The organism is Nocardioides sp. (assembly GCF_964229035.1).
Taxonomy (GTDB): domain Bacteria; phylum Actinomycetota; class Actinomycetes; order Propionibacteriales; family Nocardioidaceae; genus Nocardioides.
In genome coordinates this window covers 38,095-56,430 of sequence record NZ_CAXRAZ010000029.1, presented here as the reverse complement: position 1 = coordinate 56,430, position 18,336 = coordinate 38,095, and the positions used below count along the sequence as shown (strand labels likewise).

17 protein-coding genes are annotated in these 18,336 nt (G+C 73.8%); 5 read left to right on the top strand and 12 right to left on the bottom strand.

The genetic code is table 11. The features are described from left to right. Window positions 1-82 precede the first annotated feature (82 nt). Together ACERUN_RS09595 and ACERUN_RS09590 are read right to left on the bottom strand one after the other, a co-directional pair. The gene (locus ACERUN_RS09595) at window positions 83-733 is read right to left on the bottom strand and encodes a DsbA family protein (protein ID WP_370289684.1); all 651 of its coding nucleotides are present in this window, start codon (window positions 731-733) and stop codon (window positions 83-85) included. Between the two features lie 64 nt (window positions 734-797). After that, complete coding sequence (locus ACERUN_RS09590) at window positions 798-1,088, bottom strand: helix-turn-helix domain-containing protein (protein WP_370289682.1); 291 nt, start codon at window positions 1,086-1,088, stop codon at window positions 798-800. A 143-nt stretch (window positions 1,089-1,231) separates the two neighbouring features. Between ACERUN_RS09590 and ACERUN_RS09585 the strand changes: the two genes are divergently transcribed. Further along, the gene (locus ACERUN_RS09585) at window positions 1,232-1,582 is read left to right on the top strand and encodes a hypothetical protein (RefSeq protein WP_370289681.1); all 351 of its coding nucleotides are present in this window, start codon (window positions 1,232-1,234) and stop codon (window positions 1,580-1,582) included. 97 nt (window positions 1,583-1,679) lie between these two features. On the opposite strand, the gene ilvC is transcribed toward ACERUN_RS09585, so the two are convergent. The 5 genes from ilvC to ilvD form a co-directional block, all read right to left on the bottom strand. Then, window positions 1,680-2,705 (bottom strand): ketol-acid reductoisomerase, encoded by a 1,026-nt coding sequence (gene ilvC / locus ACERUN_RS09580; protein ID WP_370289679.1) that lies wholly within the window; start codon window positions 2,703-2,705, stop codon window positions 1,680-1,682. Between the two features lie 52 nt (window positions 2,706-2,757). Next, entirely contained in the window at window positions 2,758-3,297 is a 540-nt protein-coding gene (ilvN, locus tag ACERUN_RS09575; RefSeq protein ID WP_370289678.1) for an acetolactate synthase small subunit, read from the bottom strand. Next, window positions 3,297-5,036, bottom strand: a complete 1,740-nt coding sequence (locus ACERUN_RS09570; protein ID WP_370289677.1) for an acetolactate synthase large subunit — start codon at window positions 5,034-5,036, stop codon at window positions 3,297-3,299. Before ACERUN_RS09570 ends, ilvN begins: the two co-directional genes overlap by 1 nt. A 276-nt stretch (window positions 5,037-5,312) precedes the next feature. Then, the gene (locus ACERUN_RS09565) at window positions 5,313-5,963 is read right to left on the bottom strand and encodes a GNAT family N-acetyltransferase (protein ID WP_370289676.1); all 651 of its coding nucleotides are present in this window, start codon (window positions 5,961-5,963) and stop codon (window positions 5,313-5,315) included. 80 nt (window positions 5,964-6,043) lie between these two features. Then, complete coding sequence (gene ilvD / locus ACERUN_RS09560; protein WP_370289675.1) at window positions 6,044-7,891, bottom strand: dihydroxy-acid dehydratase; 1,848 nt, start codon at window positions 7,889-7,891, stop codon at window positions 6,044-6,046. Between the two features lie 80 nt (window positions 7,892-7,971). Between ilvD and ACERUN_RS09555 the strand changes: the two genes are divergently transcribed. From ACERUN_RS09555 to ACERUN_RS09540, 4 genes are all read left to right on the top strand, one after another. Then, complete coding sequence (locus tag ACERUN_RS09555; RefSeq protein ID WP_370289674.1) at window positions 7,972-8,940, top strand: DMT family transporter; 969 nt, start codon at window positions 7,972-7,974, stop codon at window positions 8,938-8,940. Window positions 8,941-9,020: 80 nt separating this feature from the next. Then, on the top strand, window positions 9,021-9,374 hold the full coding sequence (locus ACERUN_RS09550) for a hypothetical protein (protein WP_370289673.1): 354 nt from the start codon (window positions 9,021-9,023) through the stop codon (window positions 9,372-9,374). 33 nt (window positions 9,375-9,407) lie between these two features. Then, window positions 9,408-10,337, top strand: a complete 930-nt coding sequence (locus ACERUN_RS09545; RefSeq protein ID WP_370289671.1) for an alpha/beta fold hydrolase — start codon at window positions 9,408-9,410, stop codon at window positions 10,335-10,337. Window positions 10,338-10,414: 77 nt separating this feature from the next. Continuing rightward, on the top strand, window positions 10,415-11,608 hold the full coding sequence (locus ACERUN_RS09540) for a sorbosone dehydrogenase family protein (protein ID WP_370289670.1): 1,194 nt from the start codon (window positions 10,415-10,417) through the stop codon (window positions 11,606-11,608). 404 nt (window positions 11,609-12,012) lie between these two features. Here ACERUN_RS09540 and ACERUN_RS09535 read toward each other — a convergent pair whose 3' ends face one another. The 5 genes from ACERUN_RS09535 to ACERUN_RS09515 form a co-directional block, all read right to left on the bottom strand. Then, window positions 12,013-12,744 carry an ECF transporter S component gene (locus ACERUN_RS09535; protein ID WP_370289686.1) on the bottom strand — a complete coding sequence of 244 codons (732 nt, stop codon included), beginning with the start codon at window positions 12,742-12,744 and terminating at the stop codon, window positions 12,013-12,015. Window positions 12,745-12,917: 173 nt separating this feature from the next. Beyond that, a complete protein-coding gene (locus ACERUN_RS09530) occupies window positions 12,918-14,555 on the bottom strand; it encodes an ABC transporter ATP-binding protein (protein ID WP_370289685.1) in 1,638 nt (545 codons plus the stop codon). Then, window positions 14,555-15,745 (bottom strand): energy-coupling factor transporter transmembrane component T, encoded by a 1,191-nt coding sequence (locus ACERUN_RS09525; RefSeq protein WP_370289669.1) that lies wholly within the window; start codon window positions 15,743-15,745, stop codon window positions 14,555-14,557. Before ACERUN_RS09525 ends, ACERUN_RS09530 begins: the two co-directional genes overlap by 1 nt. Window positions 15,746-15,757: 12 nt before the next feature. After that, window positions 15,758-16,684, bottom strand: coding sequence for a hypothetical protein (locus ACERUN_RS09520; RefSeq protein ID WP_370289668.1), 927 nt, complete (start codon window positions 16,682-16,684; stop codon window positions 15,758-15,760). Continuing rightward, window positions 16,681-18,270, bottom strand: a complete 1,590-nt coding sequence (locus tag ACERUN_RS09515; RefSeq protein ID WP_370289667.1) for a hypothetical protein — start codon at window positions 18,268-18,270, stop codon at window positions 16,681-16,683. Before ACERUN_RS09515 ends, ACERUN_RS09520 begins: the two co-directional genes overlap by 4 nt. Between the last annotated feature and the right edge of the window lie 66 nt (window positions 18,271-18,336).

Below are 18,336 nucleotides of genomic sequence, written 5' to 3'. Positions count from 1 at the left end.
AATGTTGCGGTTTGGCGCCAAACCGCAACCCGCCGGACCACCGACACGCCCGACACCGGCGGGCCGAGAGGCCTCGGGACGCTCAGCCCTCGCGGGTCTCCCAGGCCTGGTCGAGGGCCTGCGCGAACAGCTCGGTGGGCTGGGCCCCGGAGATGCCGTAGCGGCCGTCGACCACGTAGAAGGGCACGCCGCTGCTGCCGTAGGCGCGCGCCTGCGCGACGTCGGCGAGGACGTCGTCCAGGAACTCCTCGCTACCGAGCACCTGCTCGACCCGGTCGGCGCCGAGTCCGGCATCCGCGGCCGCGTCGCGCAGGGTCTGCGGATCGCCCAGCGATGCCCCGCGGGTGAAGTAGGCGGCCATGAGCGCCTCGACGATCGCATCCTGGGCGGCCGCTCCCCCCTCGGCGCGGGCCAGGTGGATGAGGCGGTGGGCGGTGAGGGTGCGCGCGTGGAGCGCGTGCTCGTAGTCGAACTCGAGGCCCTCCGCGCGGGCCAGGTCGTCGACGCGACCCATCATCTCGCGCGTCCCGGCGTCGTCGGCGTTGAACTTGCGCCCGAGCACGGCCAAGGTGGTCTCGCTGCCGACCGCGGGGGCGAACGGGTCGAGCTCGTAGCTGCGATAGACCACCTCGACCTCGTCGCGGTGGGCGAAGCCCTCGAGTGCCGCGGCGAAGCGTCGCTTGCCGATGTAGCACCAGGGGCAGACGACATCGGCCCAGATCTCCACGCGCATGGCCGCCTCAACGTCACGCGCGGCGAGCGTTGTTCCCACCGGGCAGCAACCGGCGGATCGCGGCTCAGTCGCGCGCCGGCAGCTGCGGCTCCCAGTCGGGCAGCAGGTCGACGACCGGCACGCCGAGCACCTGGCTGAGCGACACCAGGGTCAGCAGCTGGGGGTTCATCGGGTGCCCCGGACGCGACTCGCCCTTCTCGAACTTCTGGTAGGTGAAGCCGGCGATGCCCGCCAAGTGGGCAACGCGCTCCTGGCTCATACCCGTCGCCATGCGGGCGCGGTGGAGGTTGACCCCCAGCTCGCGGGCGTAGGCCACCCAGCTGCGGTCACGTGAGGAGCGCTTGGTCGAGGACACCCCTGCATCATCTCCAGATGACCACGTCAGATCGACCATACTTACATGGTGAATCATCCCTGTGGACGACGGGAGCCGGCGACCTCGATTGAGTCGGCACCCGTTCCTACGGTGCCGGCACGCCGATCTCGAGGAGCACCACGATGTCACACGACCGATCCACGCAACCTCCGCCGCCGACCTGGCTCAGCGAGCCCTGTCCCACCTGGTGCACTCGCGAGCACCTCGACGACGACCACCCCGACGACCGCTTCCACCAGAGCGAGGCCCGGTTCGTCGCCGCCATCGCCTCGCCTGCTGCGGTGCCCGACCCCGCGGCACTGGCCTCGCTCGACCTCGTCGTGCGCGCCGGGCGCCACCTCGGCCACGATCTCACCTGGATCCAGGTCAGCGCCGCTGAGGCCGCCCACCCCACCCTGGTGCTGTCGCTCGACTCGGCGCTCCTGCTCGGTGGGGCGATCGCCGCCGCCGCAGCAGACGTCGGACGGGAGTGAGGCGGCCGGCGTGCCGGGACGAGCAGGAAGCACGACGCCCCCGCGCCGAGGAGCGCGGGGGCGTCGTGGGCAGCGGCGCTCGAGGCACCGCGGAGGATCAGCGTGCGGCCGAGCCCTCGGTGTAGTCGTCGTCGGTCTGCTTCCACGAGAAGTGGCCGCGCAGGGTCTTGCCCACCGCCTCGATCGGGTGCTGGGCGCCCTTCTCGCGCAGGGCGAGGAACTCCGGCGCACCGGCGTCCTGGTCGCCGATGAAGCGCTCGGCGAAGGCACCGCTCTGGATGTCGCCGAGCACCGCCTTCATGTTGTCCTTCACGCGGGGGTCGATGACGCGCGGGCCCGACACGTAGTCGCCGTACTCGGCGGTGTCGGAGACCGACCAGCGCTGCTTGGCGATGCCGCCCTCCCACATGAGGTCGACGATGAGCTTGAGCTCGTGCAGCACCTCGAAGTAGGCGATCTCGCCCTGGTAGCCGGCCTCGGTGAGGGTCTCGTAGCCGTACTGGATCAGCTGCGACACGCCGCCGCAGAGCACGGCCTGCTCGCCGAAGAGGTCGGTCTCGGTCTCCTCGGTGAAGGTGGTCTTGATAACGCCCGCGCGGGTGCCGCCGATGCCCTTGGCGTACGACTTCGCGATCTCCCAGGCCTGGCCCGAGGCGTCCTGCTCGACGGCGATGATGTCGGGGATGCCGCGACCGGCCACGTACTCGCGGCGCACGGTGTGGCCGGGGGCCTTGGGGGCGACGAGGATGACGTCGACGCCGGCCGGGGGCTGGATGTAGCCGAAGCGGATGTTGAAGCCGTGGCCGAACACGAGCGTGTCGCCCTCGGTGAGCGCCGGCGCGATGTCCTCGGCGTAGAGGTGGCGCTGCACCTGGTCGGGGGCCAGGATGACGATGACGTCGGCCTCCTCCGCCGCCTCGCGCGGGGTGAGGACCTTCAGGCCCTCCTCCTCGGCCTTGGCGCGGCTCTTCGAGCCCTCCTTGAGGCCGACGCGCACGTCGACGCCCGAGTCGCGCAGGTTCAGCGCGTGGGCGTGGCCCTGGCTGCCGTATCCGATGACCGCGACGTGCTTGCCCTGGATGAGGGACAGGTCGGCGTCGTCGTCGTAGAAAATCTCAGCCACTTCGGGCCTCTCCTTGTTGGGGTGGGGTTGGGAGTTGGTTCGGGGTGCGGGATCAGGCGTTCGCCGCGGGCGGCACGGGCACCGCCACCGGCTTGCTGCGCTCGGAGATCGACCGCGAGCCGCGACCGATCGCCACCATGCCCGACTGCACGAGCTCGCGGACGCCGAAGGGCTCGAGCACGCGCAGGAAGTCGGCGATCTTGCCCTCGTTGCCGACGATCTGCATGGTGATCGCCTCGGCGGAGACGTCGATCACCTTGGCCTTGAACAGCTGGACGATGTCGAGCACCTCGCCGCGGTTCTCCGGGGTCGCGCCGACCTTCACCATCACGAGCTCGCGGTTCACCGAGGACGTCGGGTCGAGCTCGACGATCTTGATGACCTCGACCAGCTTGTTGAGTTGCTTGGTGACCTGCTCGAGCGGCAGCGACTCGACGTTGACCATGATCGTCATGCGCGAGATCTCGGGGTGCTCGGTGGGGCCGACGGCCAGCGACTCGATGTTGAAGCCGCGGCGGCTGAACAGCGCCGAGATCCGGGCGAGGACGCCGGGCTTGTTCTCGACCAGGACCGACAGGGTGTGCTTGGCCATCAGAGATCCTGCTCGCTCCACTCGGGCGCGAGGTCGCGCGCGTACTTGATGTCGTCGTTGCTCGTGCCGGCGGCGACCATCGGCCACACCATGGCGTCGCGGTGCACCCGGAAGTCGACCACGACCGGGACGTCGTTGATCTCCATCGCCTTCTCGATCGTGGCGTCGACGTCCTCGGGCGTCTCGCACGCGAGGCCCACGCAGCCGTAGGCCTCGGCGAGCTTCACGAAGTCGGGAATGCGCTTGGAGTGCAGGTCGGTGTTGGAGTAGCGCTCGTTGTAGAACAGCGACTGCCACTGGCGCACCATGCCGAGCGACTCGTTGTTGATCACCGCGACCTTGATCGGGATGTCGTTGATCGCGCAGGTGGCGAGCTCCTGGTTGGTCATCTGGAAGCAGCCGTCGCCGTCGACGGCCCAGACCGTGGACTCGGGCTTGCTGACCTTCGCGCCCATCGCGGCCGGCACGGCGTAGCCCATGGTGCCGAGGCCACCGGAGTTGATCCAGGTGTTGGGGTTCTCGTAGCCGATGAACTGCGCCGCCCACATCTGGTGCTGGCCCACGCCCGAGGAGAAGATCGTCTCGGGGCCGGCGATCGCGCCGAGGCGCTCGATCACGTACTGCGGGGCGAGTCCGCCGTCCGCCGGCTTGTCGTAGCCGAGCGGGTAGCGCTTCTTGACGTCGGCGCAGAAGGCCACCCAGCCCTCGTAGTCGCCGGTGTTGCCGGCGTCGGCCTCGGTGCGCAGCACCGTGATGAGGTCGACGAGCACCTCGCGGACGTCGCCCACGATCGGCACGTCCGCGTGACGGTTCTTGCCGATCTCGGCGGGGTCGATGTCGGCGTGGATGACCTTCGCGCCGGGGGCGAAGGAGTCGAGGTTGCCGGTCACGCGGTCGTCGAAGCGGGCGCCGAGGCTGATGAGCAGGTCGGCCTTCTGCAGCGCGCCGACCGCGGCCACGGTGCCGTGCATGCCGGGCATGCCCAGGTGCTGCGGGTGGCTGTCGGGGAAGGCACCGCGAGCCATCAGCGTGGTGACGACCGGGATGCCGGTGAGCTCGGCCAGCTGCAGCAGCTCGCGGTGGGCCCCGGAGCGGATGGTGCCGCCTCCGACGTAGAGCACCGGCTTGCGTGACTCCAGCATCAGGCGCGCGGCCTCGCGGATCTGCTTGGCGTGCGGGCGGGTGACGGGCCGGTAGCCGGGGAGGCTCAGCTCGCTGGGCCACTGGTAGGAGGTCATCGACTGGAGCGCGGACTTCGTGACGTCGACGAGCACCGGGCCGGGGCGACCGGTGGAGGCGAGGTGGAAGGCCTCGGCGATGCGCACGGGGATCTCGGCCGGATCGGTGACGAGGAAGTTGTGCTTGGTGATGGGCATCGTGATGCCCCGGATGTCGGCCTCCTGGAAGGCGTCGGTGCCGATGAGGCTGGCGCCGACCTGGCCGGTGACGGCCACCACGGGCACCGAGTCCATGTAGGCGTCGGCCAGCGGGGTGACGAGGTTGGTCGCACCCGGACCCGAGGTGGCCATGCAGACCCCCACGCGGCCGGAGGCGGCAGCGTAACCCTGGGCGGCGTGACCGGCGCCCTGCTCGTGGCGCACGAGGATGTGCCGGATGCTGGAGTCCATCAGCGGGTCGTAGGCGGGGAGGATCGCCCCGCCCGGGATCCCGAAGATGTCGGTCACACCGGCCGCCTCCAGCGACCGGACCAGGCTCTGCGCCCCGGTGATCTCGCTCATCCGACTCATTCCTCACTCTGTGCCGCACCGTCGCGGTGCTCGCCCTCGTGGGGCGGTTGATCTCTGACCCAACAAAAAACCCCTCGGTTGCGAGGCAACGAGGGGAGGGACGTGCTGTCTGCGGCGAGACGCCTCAGGCGGCACGTCCGGTGGGTACGAGGAGCGTCTTACGCATGGCGCCAGACTACGCGGCGTCGCTCGCGGCGTCGAATGTACGGGCGGGGCGTCCCACATCCCGGGACATCCGTCTCATCCTGCGGCTGGCGCCGAGGCCTCTCAGGACGACGCCGCGGCTGCCGGGATCAGGTCGGCGAGCCGGGCTACCTGGCCACCGGCGGCGTCGAAGTTGTCGGGCGCGAGCCAGCGTCGGTGGGCCTCGCGCAGGGCCGGCCACTCGTCGTCCACGACGGAGAACCAGTCGGAGTCGCGGCTGCGCCCCTGGGTGACCATGTGGCGGCGGAAGCGGCCCTCCTCGGTGAACCCGAGGCGGGCCGCAGCGCGGCGCGACGGCTCGTTGAGGCTGTCGCACTTCCACTCGAAGCGGCGGTAGCCGAGGTCGTCGAGGGCGTGCGCCATCAGCAGGTGCACCGCCTCGGTGGCGGCGCGGGTGCGCTGCAGCGAGCGGCCGAACAGCACTCCCCCGAGCTCGATCGTGCCGTGGCCGGGGTGCACGTTGAGATAGGTGGCGAGCCCGGCAGCGCGCCCGGCCGTCTCGCCCTCGAGCGGCACCAGGGCGAACCCGACCCGGTCCTCGGACTCCACCTGGTCGGCCAGGTGCATCCACAGCGTCGGCAGCGACGTCGGCCGCGGGACCGGCCGGTAGACCCAGAGGTCGTCGTCCTCGGCGCCGCACGTGGCGGCGTACAGGTCGGCGTAGGCCGCCGAGGTCAGCGGGCGCACCTCGACGTAGCGACCGCGGAGGGTCACCGGCTCGGGGTAGGGACGCGCCGACCAGTCCGCCACCGCCCGCCCCACCGGTCGACCGTGGAGCCGGTGCTGCTCCGGCGTCACTCGGGGACGAGGCGGTAGGCGCCGTCGGAGGCCGAGGTCGCCATCGAGGCGTACGCCCGCAGCGCCGCCGTGAGCGGGCGGTCGCGGTCGAGCGGGGTGTAGGGCTTGTCGCGCTTCTCCTGCAGCACCCGCCGCTCGGCGATCACCTCGTCGCTCACGGCGAGGTGGATCGAGCGGTTCGGGATGTCGATCTCGATGGGGTCGCCGTCCTCGATGAGGGCGATGAGGCCGCCGCCGGCCGCCTCGGGCGAGATGTGGCCGATGGAGAGCCCGCTCGTGCCGCCGGAGAAGCGGCCGTCGGTGATGAGCGCGCACTTCTGACCCAGACCGCGGCCCTTGAGGAAGGCGGTCGGGTAGAGCATCTCCTGCATGCCGGGGCCGCCCTTGGGGCCCTCGTAGCGGATGACGACGACGTGCCCGGCCTCCACCTTCTTGCTCAGGATGCCCTCGACCGCGTCGTCCTGGGACTCGAAGACGATCGCGGTGCCGCGGAAGGTGTGGCACTCCTCCGGCACGCCGGCGGTCTTCACCACGCAGCCGTCGACGGCGATGTTGCCCGACAGGATCGCCAGGCCCCCGTCGGCGGTGTAGGCGTGCTCGACGTCGCGGATGCAGCCCTCGGCGGCGTCGGTGTCGAGGGAGCCCCACACGTTCTCGGTGCTGAAGGGCTCGGTGGTGCGCACGCCGCCGGGCGCGGCCTGGAAGAGGTCGAGGGCGGCGGCGCTGGGGGTCTCGGCACGGATGTCCCAGGCGCCGAGCCAGGAGTCGAGGTCGGGCGCGTGCACGCTGTGGACGCCCTCGTTCAGCAGCCCTCCGCGGCGCAGCTCACCCAGCAGCGCGGGGATGCCGCCGGCCCGGTGGACGTCCTCCATGTGGAACTTCGGCGAGTTCGGCGCGACCTTGCTCAGGCAGGGGACGCGCCGCGAGATCGCGTCGATGTCGTGCACGTTGAAGTCGAGCTCGGCCTCACGGGCGGCGGCGAGCAGGTGCAGGATCGTGTTGGTGGAGCCGCCCATCGCGACGTCGAGCGCCACGGCGTTCTCGAAGGCCTCGCGGGTGGCGATGTTGCGCGGCAGGACGCTGTCGTCGTCCTGGTCGTAGTAGCGACGGCACAGGTCCATGACCACGCGGCCCGCCTCCTCGAAGAGGGCGCGCCGCTTCGCGTGCGTGGCCAGCGTGGAGCCGTTGCCGGGCAACGAGAGGCCGATCGCCTCGGTGAGACAGTTCATCGAGTTGGCGGTGAACATGCCCGAGCACGAGCCGCAGGTGGGGCACGCCGAGCGCTCGATGACATCGAGCTGCTCGTCGCTCACGCGCTCGTCGGCAGCGGCCACCATGGCGTCGACGAGGTCGAGCTTGGAGTGGACGACGCCCTCGATCGCCGTGGTCTTGCCGGCCTCCATCGGCCCGCCCGACACGAAGACCACCGGGATGTTGAGGCGGAGCGAGGCCAGCAGCATGCCGGGAGTGATCTTGTCGCAGTTGGAGATGCAGACGATGGCGTCGGCGCAGTGCGCGTTGACCATGTACTCGACCGCGTCGGCGATCAGCTCGCGGCTCGGCAGCGAGTACAGCATGCCGCCGTGGCCCATCGCGATGCCGTCGTCCACGGCGATGGTGTTGAACTCCTTGGCCACACCGCCGCTGGCCTCGATCGACTCGGCGACGATCTTGCCGACGTCGCGCAGGTGCACGTGGCCGGGCACGAACTGCGTGAAGGAGTTCGCGATCGCGATGATCGGCTTGCCGAAGTCGGAGTCGGTCATGCCGGTGGCGCGCCACAGGGCGCGCGCGCCGGCCATGTTGCGGCCGGAGGTGGAGGTCGCCGAACGGAGGGTGGGCATGGCCCCAGGCTACGCCTGCGCCCGGCGCCGCCAGGAGCCCGGTCGCGGTGCGGAACACCGTGCGCCGTTACGGTCGGGAGGTGGCGACAGCGGGGGTCTCGGGAGGTCCGGACGGCGTGCTCGCGCGCGGCGGACCGCACCGTCCGTCGCTGGGGGTCGCCGTGGCGCTCGTGCTGCTGGGCATCGGCTCGGTGCAGCTCGGCGCCGGGTTCGCCAAGCTCCTCTTCGACGACCTCTCCCCCGCCGCCGTGGTGTGGCTGCGGCTCATCACCAGCACCCTGGTGCTGCTCGCGTGGGCCCGCCCCCGCCTCGCCGGTCGTGGACGACGCGCCTGGCTGGTCGCCGTCCGCTACGGGGTGTGCCTGGGCACGATGAACTGGGCGATCTACCAGTCCTTCGCGCGCATCCCGATCGGCGTGGCGGTGACGATCGAGTTCATCGGCCCGCTGCTGCTGGCCGCGGTGGGGTTCCGTCGTCCACGCGACCTCGCCTGGGTCGGGCTCGCGGCGGTGGGCGTGGCGCTCCTCGGCTTCGAGCGCACGGTGCTGGACCCGGTGGGCGTGGGCTTCGCGCTGCTCGCCGGGGCGGCGTGGGCGGGCTACCTCACCGGCAGCGCGGCCACCGGAAGGGAGTGGGCCGGGCTGGACGGGCTCGCGGTGGCGAGCCTGGTGGGCGTCGCCGTCGTGACCCCCACGCTGCTGCTCCCGACCCTCGGGCCGGAGTCGGGCGCCGCCGGGGCCGCCGGCCTGCTCGAACCACGCGCCCTCCTGATCGGCGCGGCGGTCGGCCTGCTCAGCTCAGTGGTGCCCTACAGCGCCGAGCTCACGGCGCTGCGCACCCTGCCCACCGCCACGGTCGGCGTCATGATGAGCCTCGAACCGGCGGCCGCGGCCCTCGCGGCGCTGGCGGTCGTGGGCGAGACGTTGGCGCCGGCGCAGTGGGCCGCGATCGGGTGCGTGGTGGTGGCGAGCGTGGGCGCCACCCTCGCCGCCCGGGGCCGCTCGCCGGTGGGGGCCGAGGTGCCGGCCGACCGGTTCACCGAGCCGTAACCTCGCCCTGACCCCGTGCACACCCGCGGGCGCTAGCGTCGGTGACACCCCACCGGAACCCCCCACCGCGAAGGTCCCGCATGTCCCCCGTGTCCCACCTGCCGACGTCGGCGGCGCTGCCGGCTCCCCTGTCCCCCCTGTCTCCTGGACGGGTCCGACGCGTCGCGCACACCCTGCAGCCCCTGCTGGCCCCTGCCCTCGCCCCCGTGCTGCGGCCGGTCGCCGCCCTGCGGGCGTGGCCGACCACCGCGCACCACCAGGCGCGGCGCAACGCCATGGTCGCCCTCACCGAGTGCACCCGACGCCGCGCCGAGCGCGAGGACGTCGAGCGCTACCTCGCCGCGCGGGCGGCAGCGGCCGACGGGACGGCGCACGGGGCAGCGGACGGCGAGCGGGCGTCGTCCACCGTGACGGTCGTCTCGCGCCACGCCTGACCCGCATCCACCGCCGTCGGGCAGAATCAGCCCATGGCGACCTCAGCTCCCGGGGACCGCGTGCGACGGGCCTCCCTCGCGTTCCGCGACATCCTCTCCGACGACGGCACCCACGTGCGGGCCTGGACCAACGATCCCGACGGGGTGATCGACGGCCCGACCGTCGTGCTGTGCAACGGGCTGGGCACCAACGCCTACATGTGGCCGTGGCTGCTCGACCCCGACTGCGGGGTGCGGGTGGTGTCGTGGAACCACCGCGGCGTGGGGGGCTCGGAGCGGCCGCGCGACCGCGGCCACATCGAGATCGAGCACGTCGTCGCCGACGGCCTCTCGGTGATGGACCACTTCGGCATCGACAGCGCAGTGCTGATGGGCTGGTCGATGGGGGTCAACACCGCCTTCGAGCTCACCTACCGCCACCCCGAGCGGGTGCAGGGCATCTTCGCCATGTGCGGCGTGCCGGGCGACACCTTCGCCACGATGCTGGCGCCGTTCCACCTGCCGCGACCGGTGGCGCGGGCCCTGACGGTGAACCTGTGCCGCGTCGCGCAGCACGTGGGAGCCGTGGCCAACCCGATCGTGCGGCAGATCCCCGCCGGGCCCGGGCTCGTGCGGGCACTGGGGCGCACCGGGTTCATGTTCCCCGTGCCGGACGCCGACGCCACCGCCGTCGGCGTCAAGGAGTTCCTGACCACCCCGGTCGACTGGTACGCCCGCCTGGCGCTCGCCACCTCCCGGCACCCGCGCGTGCGGCTGAGCCGCATCCAGGTGCCGACCCTGTTCGTGGCCGCCACGTGGGACGTCCTGGCCGGCGCCCGCGACATGGCTAGCGCCTCGCGCCGCCTGCAGGAGCGCGGCGTGCCCAGCGAGTACGTCGAGCTCAACGGGTCGCACTTCATCCAGCTCGAACGCCCCGACGAGGTGCACCGCCTCCTCCTCGACTTCGTGCGGCGGACGGCGTGAGTCCCCGGCCGCGATCGCGCGGCCGGTTCTCGGGTCCGTCGCGCCGACACGGTCGCGGTGCCGCAGCCGCGGCCACCGTGGTCGTCGCCTCCGCCCTGCTCGCCGGGTGCTCCGGCGGCGGCAACGAGGTGACCATCGACATCCGTCGACCCGATGCCGCCGGCAGCACCACCCCCGGGGCCACCCCCTCCACCCCGGCGCCGTCCTCGGGCGCGGCAGCACCCTCGGCGTCCGTGCCCTTCACCGCCGACGGCGAGCCGAACGCGATCGGCACCGTCGCCACCGGTCTCACCTCCCCCTGGGGCATCGCCTTCCTGCCCGACGGCCGCGCGCTCGTCACCGAGCGCGACACCGCCCGTGTGCTGCTCCTCAGCCCGCGCGACGGCGGCTACGTCCGCTCCGGCGCGAGCGGTCGGACGCAGGCCGTGAAGGCGCGCGTCAGCGAGGTCGGGCAGCTGCGCATCGCCCGCCCGCGGGGCGAGGGCGGCCTCCTCGGCGTCGCGGTGTCGCCGACCTACGAGCAGGACCGGCTCGTCTACTTCTACGTCTCGACCGAGCGCGACAACCGCGTGGTCCGCGCCCGCCTCAGCGGCGGTCGGCTCTCGCCCACCACCCCGGTGCTCACCGGCATCCCGGTGAACAGCACCCACAACGGCGGCCGGCTGCTCTTCGGACCGGGCGGTTACCTGTTCGTGAGCACCGGCGACGCCCAACGCCGCGAGGAGGCCCAGCAGCGCGACTCCCTCGCCGGCAAGATCCTGCGGATCACCCCCGACGGCGCCCCCGCCCCCGGCAACCCCTTCGGCTCGCCCGTGTGGTCGCTCGGCCACCGCAACGTGCAGGGCCTCGCGCTCGACGCGGACGACTCGCTGTGGGCCTCGGAGTTCGGCGACCAGACCAGCGACGAGCTCAACCGCATCCTGCCCGGCAACGACTACGGCTGGCCCCGGGCCGAGGGACGCGAGGGCTCCACCGATCCCTCGCTCACCGCCCCCCAGCTCACCTGGCCGACCGAGGACGCCTCACCCTCGGGGCTCGCCGCCACCGACGGCTACCTGTGGATGGCCGCCCTGCGCGGCGAACGGCTGTGGCGCATCCCGACCCGCTCGGGTCAGGTCGAGCAACCCACCGCCCACCTCACGGGGCGCTACGGGCGCCTGCGCTCCGTCGTCCGCGCACCCGACGGGCGGCTGTGGCTGGCCACCAGCAACACCGACGGCCGCGGCGAGCCCCGCCGCGGCGACGACCGCATCGTCGTCCTCGAGCCCTGAGGCCCTCCGCGCCCGGCTGCGGGTGGTGGCCGGCGCCGCGCCGGGCGGGATGTCACACGCCGTCCACCCCACTACCCACCGCTTCTCAGTCGCCGACGCCCCGAAACCGCCCCCGGACGACGGACACGCGGCAGGTAGATCGTGCAACGGCGTGTTACATCCGCGCCCGTCGCGCTGGACCGGGCAGGAGGCACGGCGGGTGGTCGGCGCCGCGCCGGGCGAGATGTAACACGCCGTCCACCCCACTACCCACCGCTTCTCAGTCGCCGATGCCCCGAAACCGCCCCCCGGACGACGGACACGCGGCAGGTAGATCGTGCAACGGCGTGTTACATGCGCGCCCGGGGCGCCAGGCAGGGCCGGGCGGGTGCAGGAGGCGCGGTGCAGGGTGGTGAGCGCCGCCGCTACGCCGCCACGTGGACGACGCGCGCCCGCCGCGCGGCGCGGCGCAGGGTGGTGAGCACCGCCGGGCCGAGGAGCACCAGGCCGGCGGCGGTGGTGATCGCGCGGCCGGTGTCCCAGCCGGCGGTGGAGGTGAAGAGGGTGTAGAGCCCGAAGCGGTGGAGGTTCTCCAGCAGCGGGGCTCCGGGCACGTACGACAGCACGGTGGAGTCCTGGCCGGGCACGTCGAGGCCGAGGGCGAAGGGCCAGCCCTGGAGGTTCATCAGCAGGCCGTAGAGGTAGGCCGCGATCACGCCGTAGACCACGAGGACGGCGATCTCGCGGCGTCCGCGCAGCGCGCGCGGCAGCAGACCGGCACCGAGGCCGACCCAGGCGATGCACAGCATCTGGAAGGGCAGCCAGGGGCCGACGCCGGCGGTGAGCAGGGCGGAGGCGAAGAGGCTCAGGCTGCCGAGCACGAATCCGAAGCCCGGCCCGAACACCCGCCCGCCGAGGATGACGAGGAAGAACACCAGCTCGACGCCGGCGGTCCCGGGGCTCAGGGTGCGCAGCACGGCGTTGACCGCCACGAGCACGCCCAGCACCGCCAGCACCCGAGCGTCGATCCCGCCCTCGCTGAGCTCGGCGAGCACCACGCCCAGCACGAGCGGCAGCAGCGCGAGGAAGAGGAACGGGGGGTCGACGCGCGTGCTCCCGGGTTCGACCTCGAGGAACAGCGGCCACGCCAGCATCATCAGCCCGATCACCGAGGTGATCGCGAGCACCAGCGCCGAACGGCGGCCGACGGGCACCGCCCAGCGCCTGTCACCAGCAGCACCGGCCGCTTGACCGGCCGTGCGCCCCGCCGTGCGCCCGACCGTTCGCCCAGCCGTGCGCCCGGCCGGCGTGCGCTCGCGCTCGACGGCACTCACGAGACGCTCCCCGCCAGCGCGGCCGCGACCTCGTCGACGCGCAGCCAGCCCGGCCCCAGGATCTTGGTGACCTGCGGCGCGAAGGACGGCGACTCGCTCACCGCGGTGCGCACCGGCCCCGCCGAGAGCACCTCGCCCTCGGCCAGCACCACGAGGTCGTCGGCCGCCTCCGCCACGAACTCGACGTCGTGGGTCGCCACGAGCACCGCCCGCGGACCGCCGGGGCCGTCGTCGGCGGCGAGCTCGCGCAGCACCGCGGCGAGCGCCCGCTTGCCGGGGTAGTCGAGGCCGCGGGTGGGTTCGTCGAGCAGCAGCAGCGGCGGACGCGCGGTGAGCACGATCGCCACCGCCAGCGCCAGACGCTGCCCCTCGGAGAGGTCGCGCGGATGGGTGGCGTCGTCGATGGCGGGGGCCAGGCGCTCCAGCAGGGCGCGGCAGGTGCCGGCCGGCGCGTCGGCGTCGCGGTCGGCGGCCCGGCACTCGGCCCCCACCGACTCGAGGTAGAGCAGGTCGGCCGGGCTCTGCGGCACCAGCCCGGTGGTGGCGCGCCGCTGCGCGGCGGAGCGCTCGGCCGGGGCACCACCGGCGACCCGGACGCTGCCGGCGCTGGGCTCCTGCCGGCCCTGGAGGGTCCACAGCAGGGTCGACTTCCCGGCGCCGTTGCGGCCCATCAGCGCCGTCACCGTGCCGGCACGCAACCGCAGGTCGACCTCCTGCAGCACCGGGCGTCGTCCACGGGCCACGCCGAGGCCGCGCACCTCGACGAGCGGACCGCCGTCCACCTCGCGCGCGTGCCGTGCCGTGACGACGGGGGGCCGGCCGAGGCGCTGGCGCAGCTCGCCGGCCCGGCGGCGCGCGTCGCGCACCGCGAGCGGCAGCGGCTCCCACCCGGCGAGGCGGCCGAGCTCGACGATGGGCGGGGCGGTGGGAGCCTCGCGCAGCACCACGGCGGGATCGCCGCAGACGAGCGTGCCGGGTCGGGCGGGGTCGGCCCCCAGGAGGAGGAGCCGGTCGGCGAAGGGAACCACGCGCTCGAGCCGGTGCTCGGCCACCACCACGGACAGGCCGAGGTCGTGCACGAGCCGGGTGAGGGTCGCGAGCACCTCCTCGGCGGCGGTGGGGTCGAGGGCGCTGGTGGGCTCGTCGAGCACCAGCAGGCGCGGGTGCATGGTCAGCACCGAGCCGATCGCGACGCGCTGCTGCTCACCGCCCGACAGGGTGCGGAGGTCACGGTGGCGCAGCTCCGCGATGCCCAGGAGGTCGAGGGTCTCCTCCACCCTCCGCCGCATCGTGGTGGGGTCCATGCCGAGCTGCTCCATGCCGAAGGCGAGCTCCTCCTCGACCGTGTCGGTGACGAACCACGCGGCGGGGTTCTGCCCCACGTAGCCCACCTGCTGCGCACGCTCGCGGGCCGGGCGCTCGACGATGCTCTCGCCGTCGAGCAGCACCTCGCCGCGCAGCTCTCCCCCGGTGAAGCCGGGCACCAGGCCGGCGAGCACCCCGAGCAGGCTCGACTTGCCCACACCGGTGGGGCCGGCGAGCACCACGAGCTCGCCGTCCTCGAGGTCGAGGTCGACCGCGTCGAGCACCCGGGGGCCGTCGTCGTAGCGCAGGCTCACCCCGCGCAGCTGCATCACGAGGCCACCGCCTCGTCCGCGGCCGCCTCGCGCGCGCCCGGCGCCGGAGCGCTGCGCCGCCGAGAGGCGGGGTGGACGACGGGGGGCGGCACCGCGACCTCGTCGGCGCCGCGCAGGGCGGTGGACGGCGGCGGCGCCACGAGCAGCGCGACCACCCCGACCAGCGCAGCGGCGAGGGCGAGCAGGCTCACCGTGGGCACGACCTCGACCCCGGGATGGGCGATGCGGCTCGCACCCGAGCCGACGAGCGCCATGAGCGCGGCCGCAGCGACACCGGCGAGCGCGACGAGGATCTCGGGCAGTCGCCAGCGATCGGGGCGGTACCGCGTGCGTTGCACCCCGCGGCCGGCGCTCACGAGTCCGACGAGCGCGAGCGTCAGGCCGAGGGCCAGCATCGGGATGCCGAGGGCGGGCGGCACGGTGCCGTCGAGCACCGCGTAGACACCGATCGCCACCCCCAGGAGGCCGAGGAGCATCAGCGCACCCGTGAGCCGGCGCCGAGCCGGCGGCACCTCGCCGGTGCGGCCGTAGCCGCGGGCGTCCATGCCCGCGGCGAGCGCCAGCGAGCGCTCGAAGGCGTCCTCGAGCACGGGCACCAGCAGGCGTCGCACCGCACGCAGCCGCGCCCAGCGCCCCGCCGGTGCGCCGCGCAGCTGCTGGGCCGCGCGCACCCGGGCGGCGCTGTCGGCCAGCTGCGGGATCACGGTGATCGCGACCGTCATGGCTGTGCCGACCTCGTAGAGCGCGGGCGGCAGCGACTTCATCAGCCGCTTCGGGTTGGCCAGCGCGTTCGCGGCGCCCACCGCGATGATCACGACGGCCAGCCGCAGGCCCTCGTAGCTCGCGGCCAGCACCTCCTCGCGGGTCAGCGGGCCGAGCAGCGAGATGCCGGCCGCGGCCTCGGGCAGCGGCAGCGACGGCAGCTGGAGCAGCACGTGGCCGGGCGCATCGCCGCCCAGCACGACTCGCAGGAGCACGCGGAAGACGACGGTGAACACGCCGAGCCACAGGTACAGGCGGAACGAACGCGACCACGGGTGGTCGGACCGGCACACGAGCACGGTGGCGCACACCGTGACCAGCAGCAGACCGAGGAGCAGCGGGTTGGTCGTCTGCGATGCGCACGCGGCGATCCCGATGGCCCAGATCCACCAGGCCACCGGGTGCAGGTCACGTGCGGTCCGCATCCGTGCTCTCCCCTAGCCGACCCGCCGACGCAGCAGGGGCACCGCGACCGCGATGGTGAGCACGCCCACCCCGATGAGGGCGCCGAGCCACACGGGCAGCCCGCCGCCGTCGTCCTCGACCGGGGCGGCGGCGGGGTCGACGCTCGGCAGGTCGTCGGTCGTGGCCGGCGAGGCCGCGCCCGCCGGAGCCTCCGCGCCCGCGGCGGCGGTGGACGACGCGCCGCCCGGTGTCGCCGAGGCGCTGGGCGCGCCGGCGCGGCCGGTCGCTGCGGCGGACGGCGAGGCCGACGCGCCGCCGGAGGCCGAGGGCTCGGCGCTCGACGTGGCGGCGGGGGCGCTCGCGGCGGCGGGCGGCGTCGTCCGCGGGCCCTTCGACGGAGCGGCACCGCCCTTGGTCGGTGCTGCGGCCGGCGCCGCGGGTGCGGCAGCGGTGCGCACGGCGGGCGTCACCGGCGGCTGGGCGTCGCCGCGCCCCTGGTGCCACGCGAAGGCGACGTAGCCGCCCTCGACCAGGCGCAGCGAGGTCGCCCCGCGGGTCGCGTACTTCCAGCCGCCGCCCTTGCCGTCGTTGGTCCACAGGCTCCAGTAGGCCGTGGCGGGAGAGGCGTCCTGGCAGGGGTCGGAGGCGGGCTTGCCGGACACCCGGCAGACGAAGTCGGGCTGCGACGTGGCGTAGGTCAGGTCGTAGCCGGCGGCCTCGAAGACCTTCGCCGCCGTGCCCCCGCGGGCCGAGCACCCCTTGGTCGTGCCGCCACCGAGCTCGGCGAAGTCGACGACGACCACGACCCCCTGTCGCCCCGAGCAGGACGACGCCGGGGCCGCCTGCGCCGCGCCGACGCCCGCTGGGGCCAGCAGGGCGAGCGGCCCGGCGAGTCCGAGCAGGGCGAGCGACGCGGCGAAGCGACGACCGCGCCGCGGGGAGGCGACGCGCCGGCTCATCGGACGGTGAAGCCGATGCTGCCGCGACGGTTCTCGAACTGGCCGCGGGCGACGACGGTCTTCGCGCCGGCGGTGCGACCTACCGCGAAGGTCACCCGGAAGATGCCCTCGGAGCTCGCGACGCCGGTGCCGACGATCGTGGAGCCGTAGCGCACGGTGACGTTCTCGCCGGCGACGAGGCCGGTGACGCGCACGGTCTGCGATCCGCCACGCGCCACGGTGGCGCTGCGACGGACGAGCGGCAGGGTCTTCGGAGCGAGCGCCACGACCGAGGCCAGGGCCCGCGCACCGGGCACCTGGACGGCGGCCGTGTAGCCCTTGGTGCCGGCTGGCACCGCGAGGGTGGTGCTGGGCGCGGTGCGGCCCACCACGGCGGCGGAGGTGCCGTTGAGGCTCACGCAGCCGCGCTCGCCGGGAGCGAGACCGGTGACGGTGAGCGGCACCCGGGAGCCCGCGGGCACGAAGCGCGGTGCGGTGACGGCCAGGTCCGCCGTGGCGGCCGGAGCCAGGGTCAGGGCGGGGAAGGCTTGGGCGGTGGCCAGGGTGATCTCGCTGCGCGAGCCCAGGCCGTCGACCAGGTCGGAGGCCAACGCCTCGTCGGAGTAGGTGATCGCGCCGGTCTCACCCTGCAGCGCCCGGTCGCAGGCGAACCCGGTGAGCTGGTGCGAGCGCACCCAGGCGGCGGCCTTCGTCGCGGCGGAGGTCTGACCGGCCGCGGCGAGCGCGGTGGCGGCCAGGCCGGTGGAGTTGGTGTTGTAGGGCAGGAACGCGCTCTGGCCGAACGAGCCGTCGGCGGCCTGCTGCGACTTCAGCCAGAGCGAGGCCTGCGCCACGGCGGCAGCGATGCGCTCGTCGCCGGTGATCGGCTGCAGCGCCGCGATGGCCAGCGAGGTGGTGTCGACGTCGGAGGTGCAGGCGGAGGCCGGGTCGGTGCCGTCGGCGTGGAAGCCCCAGCCCGCGCCGGCGCACCGGTAGGTCAGGAGGTAGGTGAGCGCCTGCTGGCCCTCGCCGCTGAACGGCTCGCCCGCGTCGGCGTCGGGGCCGATGAGGGCGGCGACGGCCGCCGACTGGTTGAACAGGTCCTCGTAGGGCACCTCGATGGTGCCGTCGAGGTAGGTGGAGTCGAGCCCGCCGTCGGTGTCGCGCACGACCTGCTCCAGCCGCTGCAGCAGGCTGGGCTCGCCGCCCACGAGCGAGATGTCCGCGCCCGCGGCGGTGTAGAAGCCGGCCGCCTTCGCGACGCGGCTGGCACGGGTGCGGTCGCCCGGCTCGCCGAGGTAGCCGGCGAGCGCGCCGTCGATGCCCTCGCGGACGCGGGCGAGCAGCGCGGGGTCGGCGCCTGTGCGGGCCAGGCCGAGACCGAGGTCGAGGGTCGCCGTCACGTCGGGGGCGGCGGGCGTGCCGAGGAGGTCGTCGTCGCCGAGCTCGTCGGCCAGCCAGGCCACGGCCGAGGCGGTCGCCTGGGAGGCGGGCACGGCGGCACGGGCGGGGGCGGCGGTGCCGGCGAGGCCCGTCGACAGGCCGGTGGCGACGACGGCGGTGGCGGCGAGCGTCGCGCTGAGGCGGCGACGAGCGCGCTGGTTCACGAGGATCACGGTGGTCCTTCCCGCTGCACACAGCAGGGGACGGCGCGTCCACCTGCTGCTTTCCAC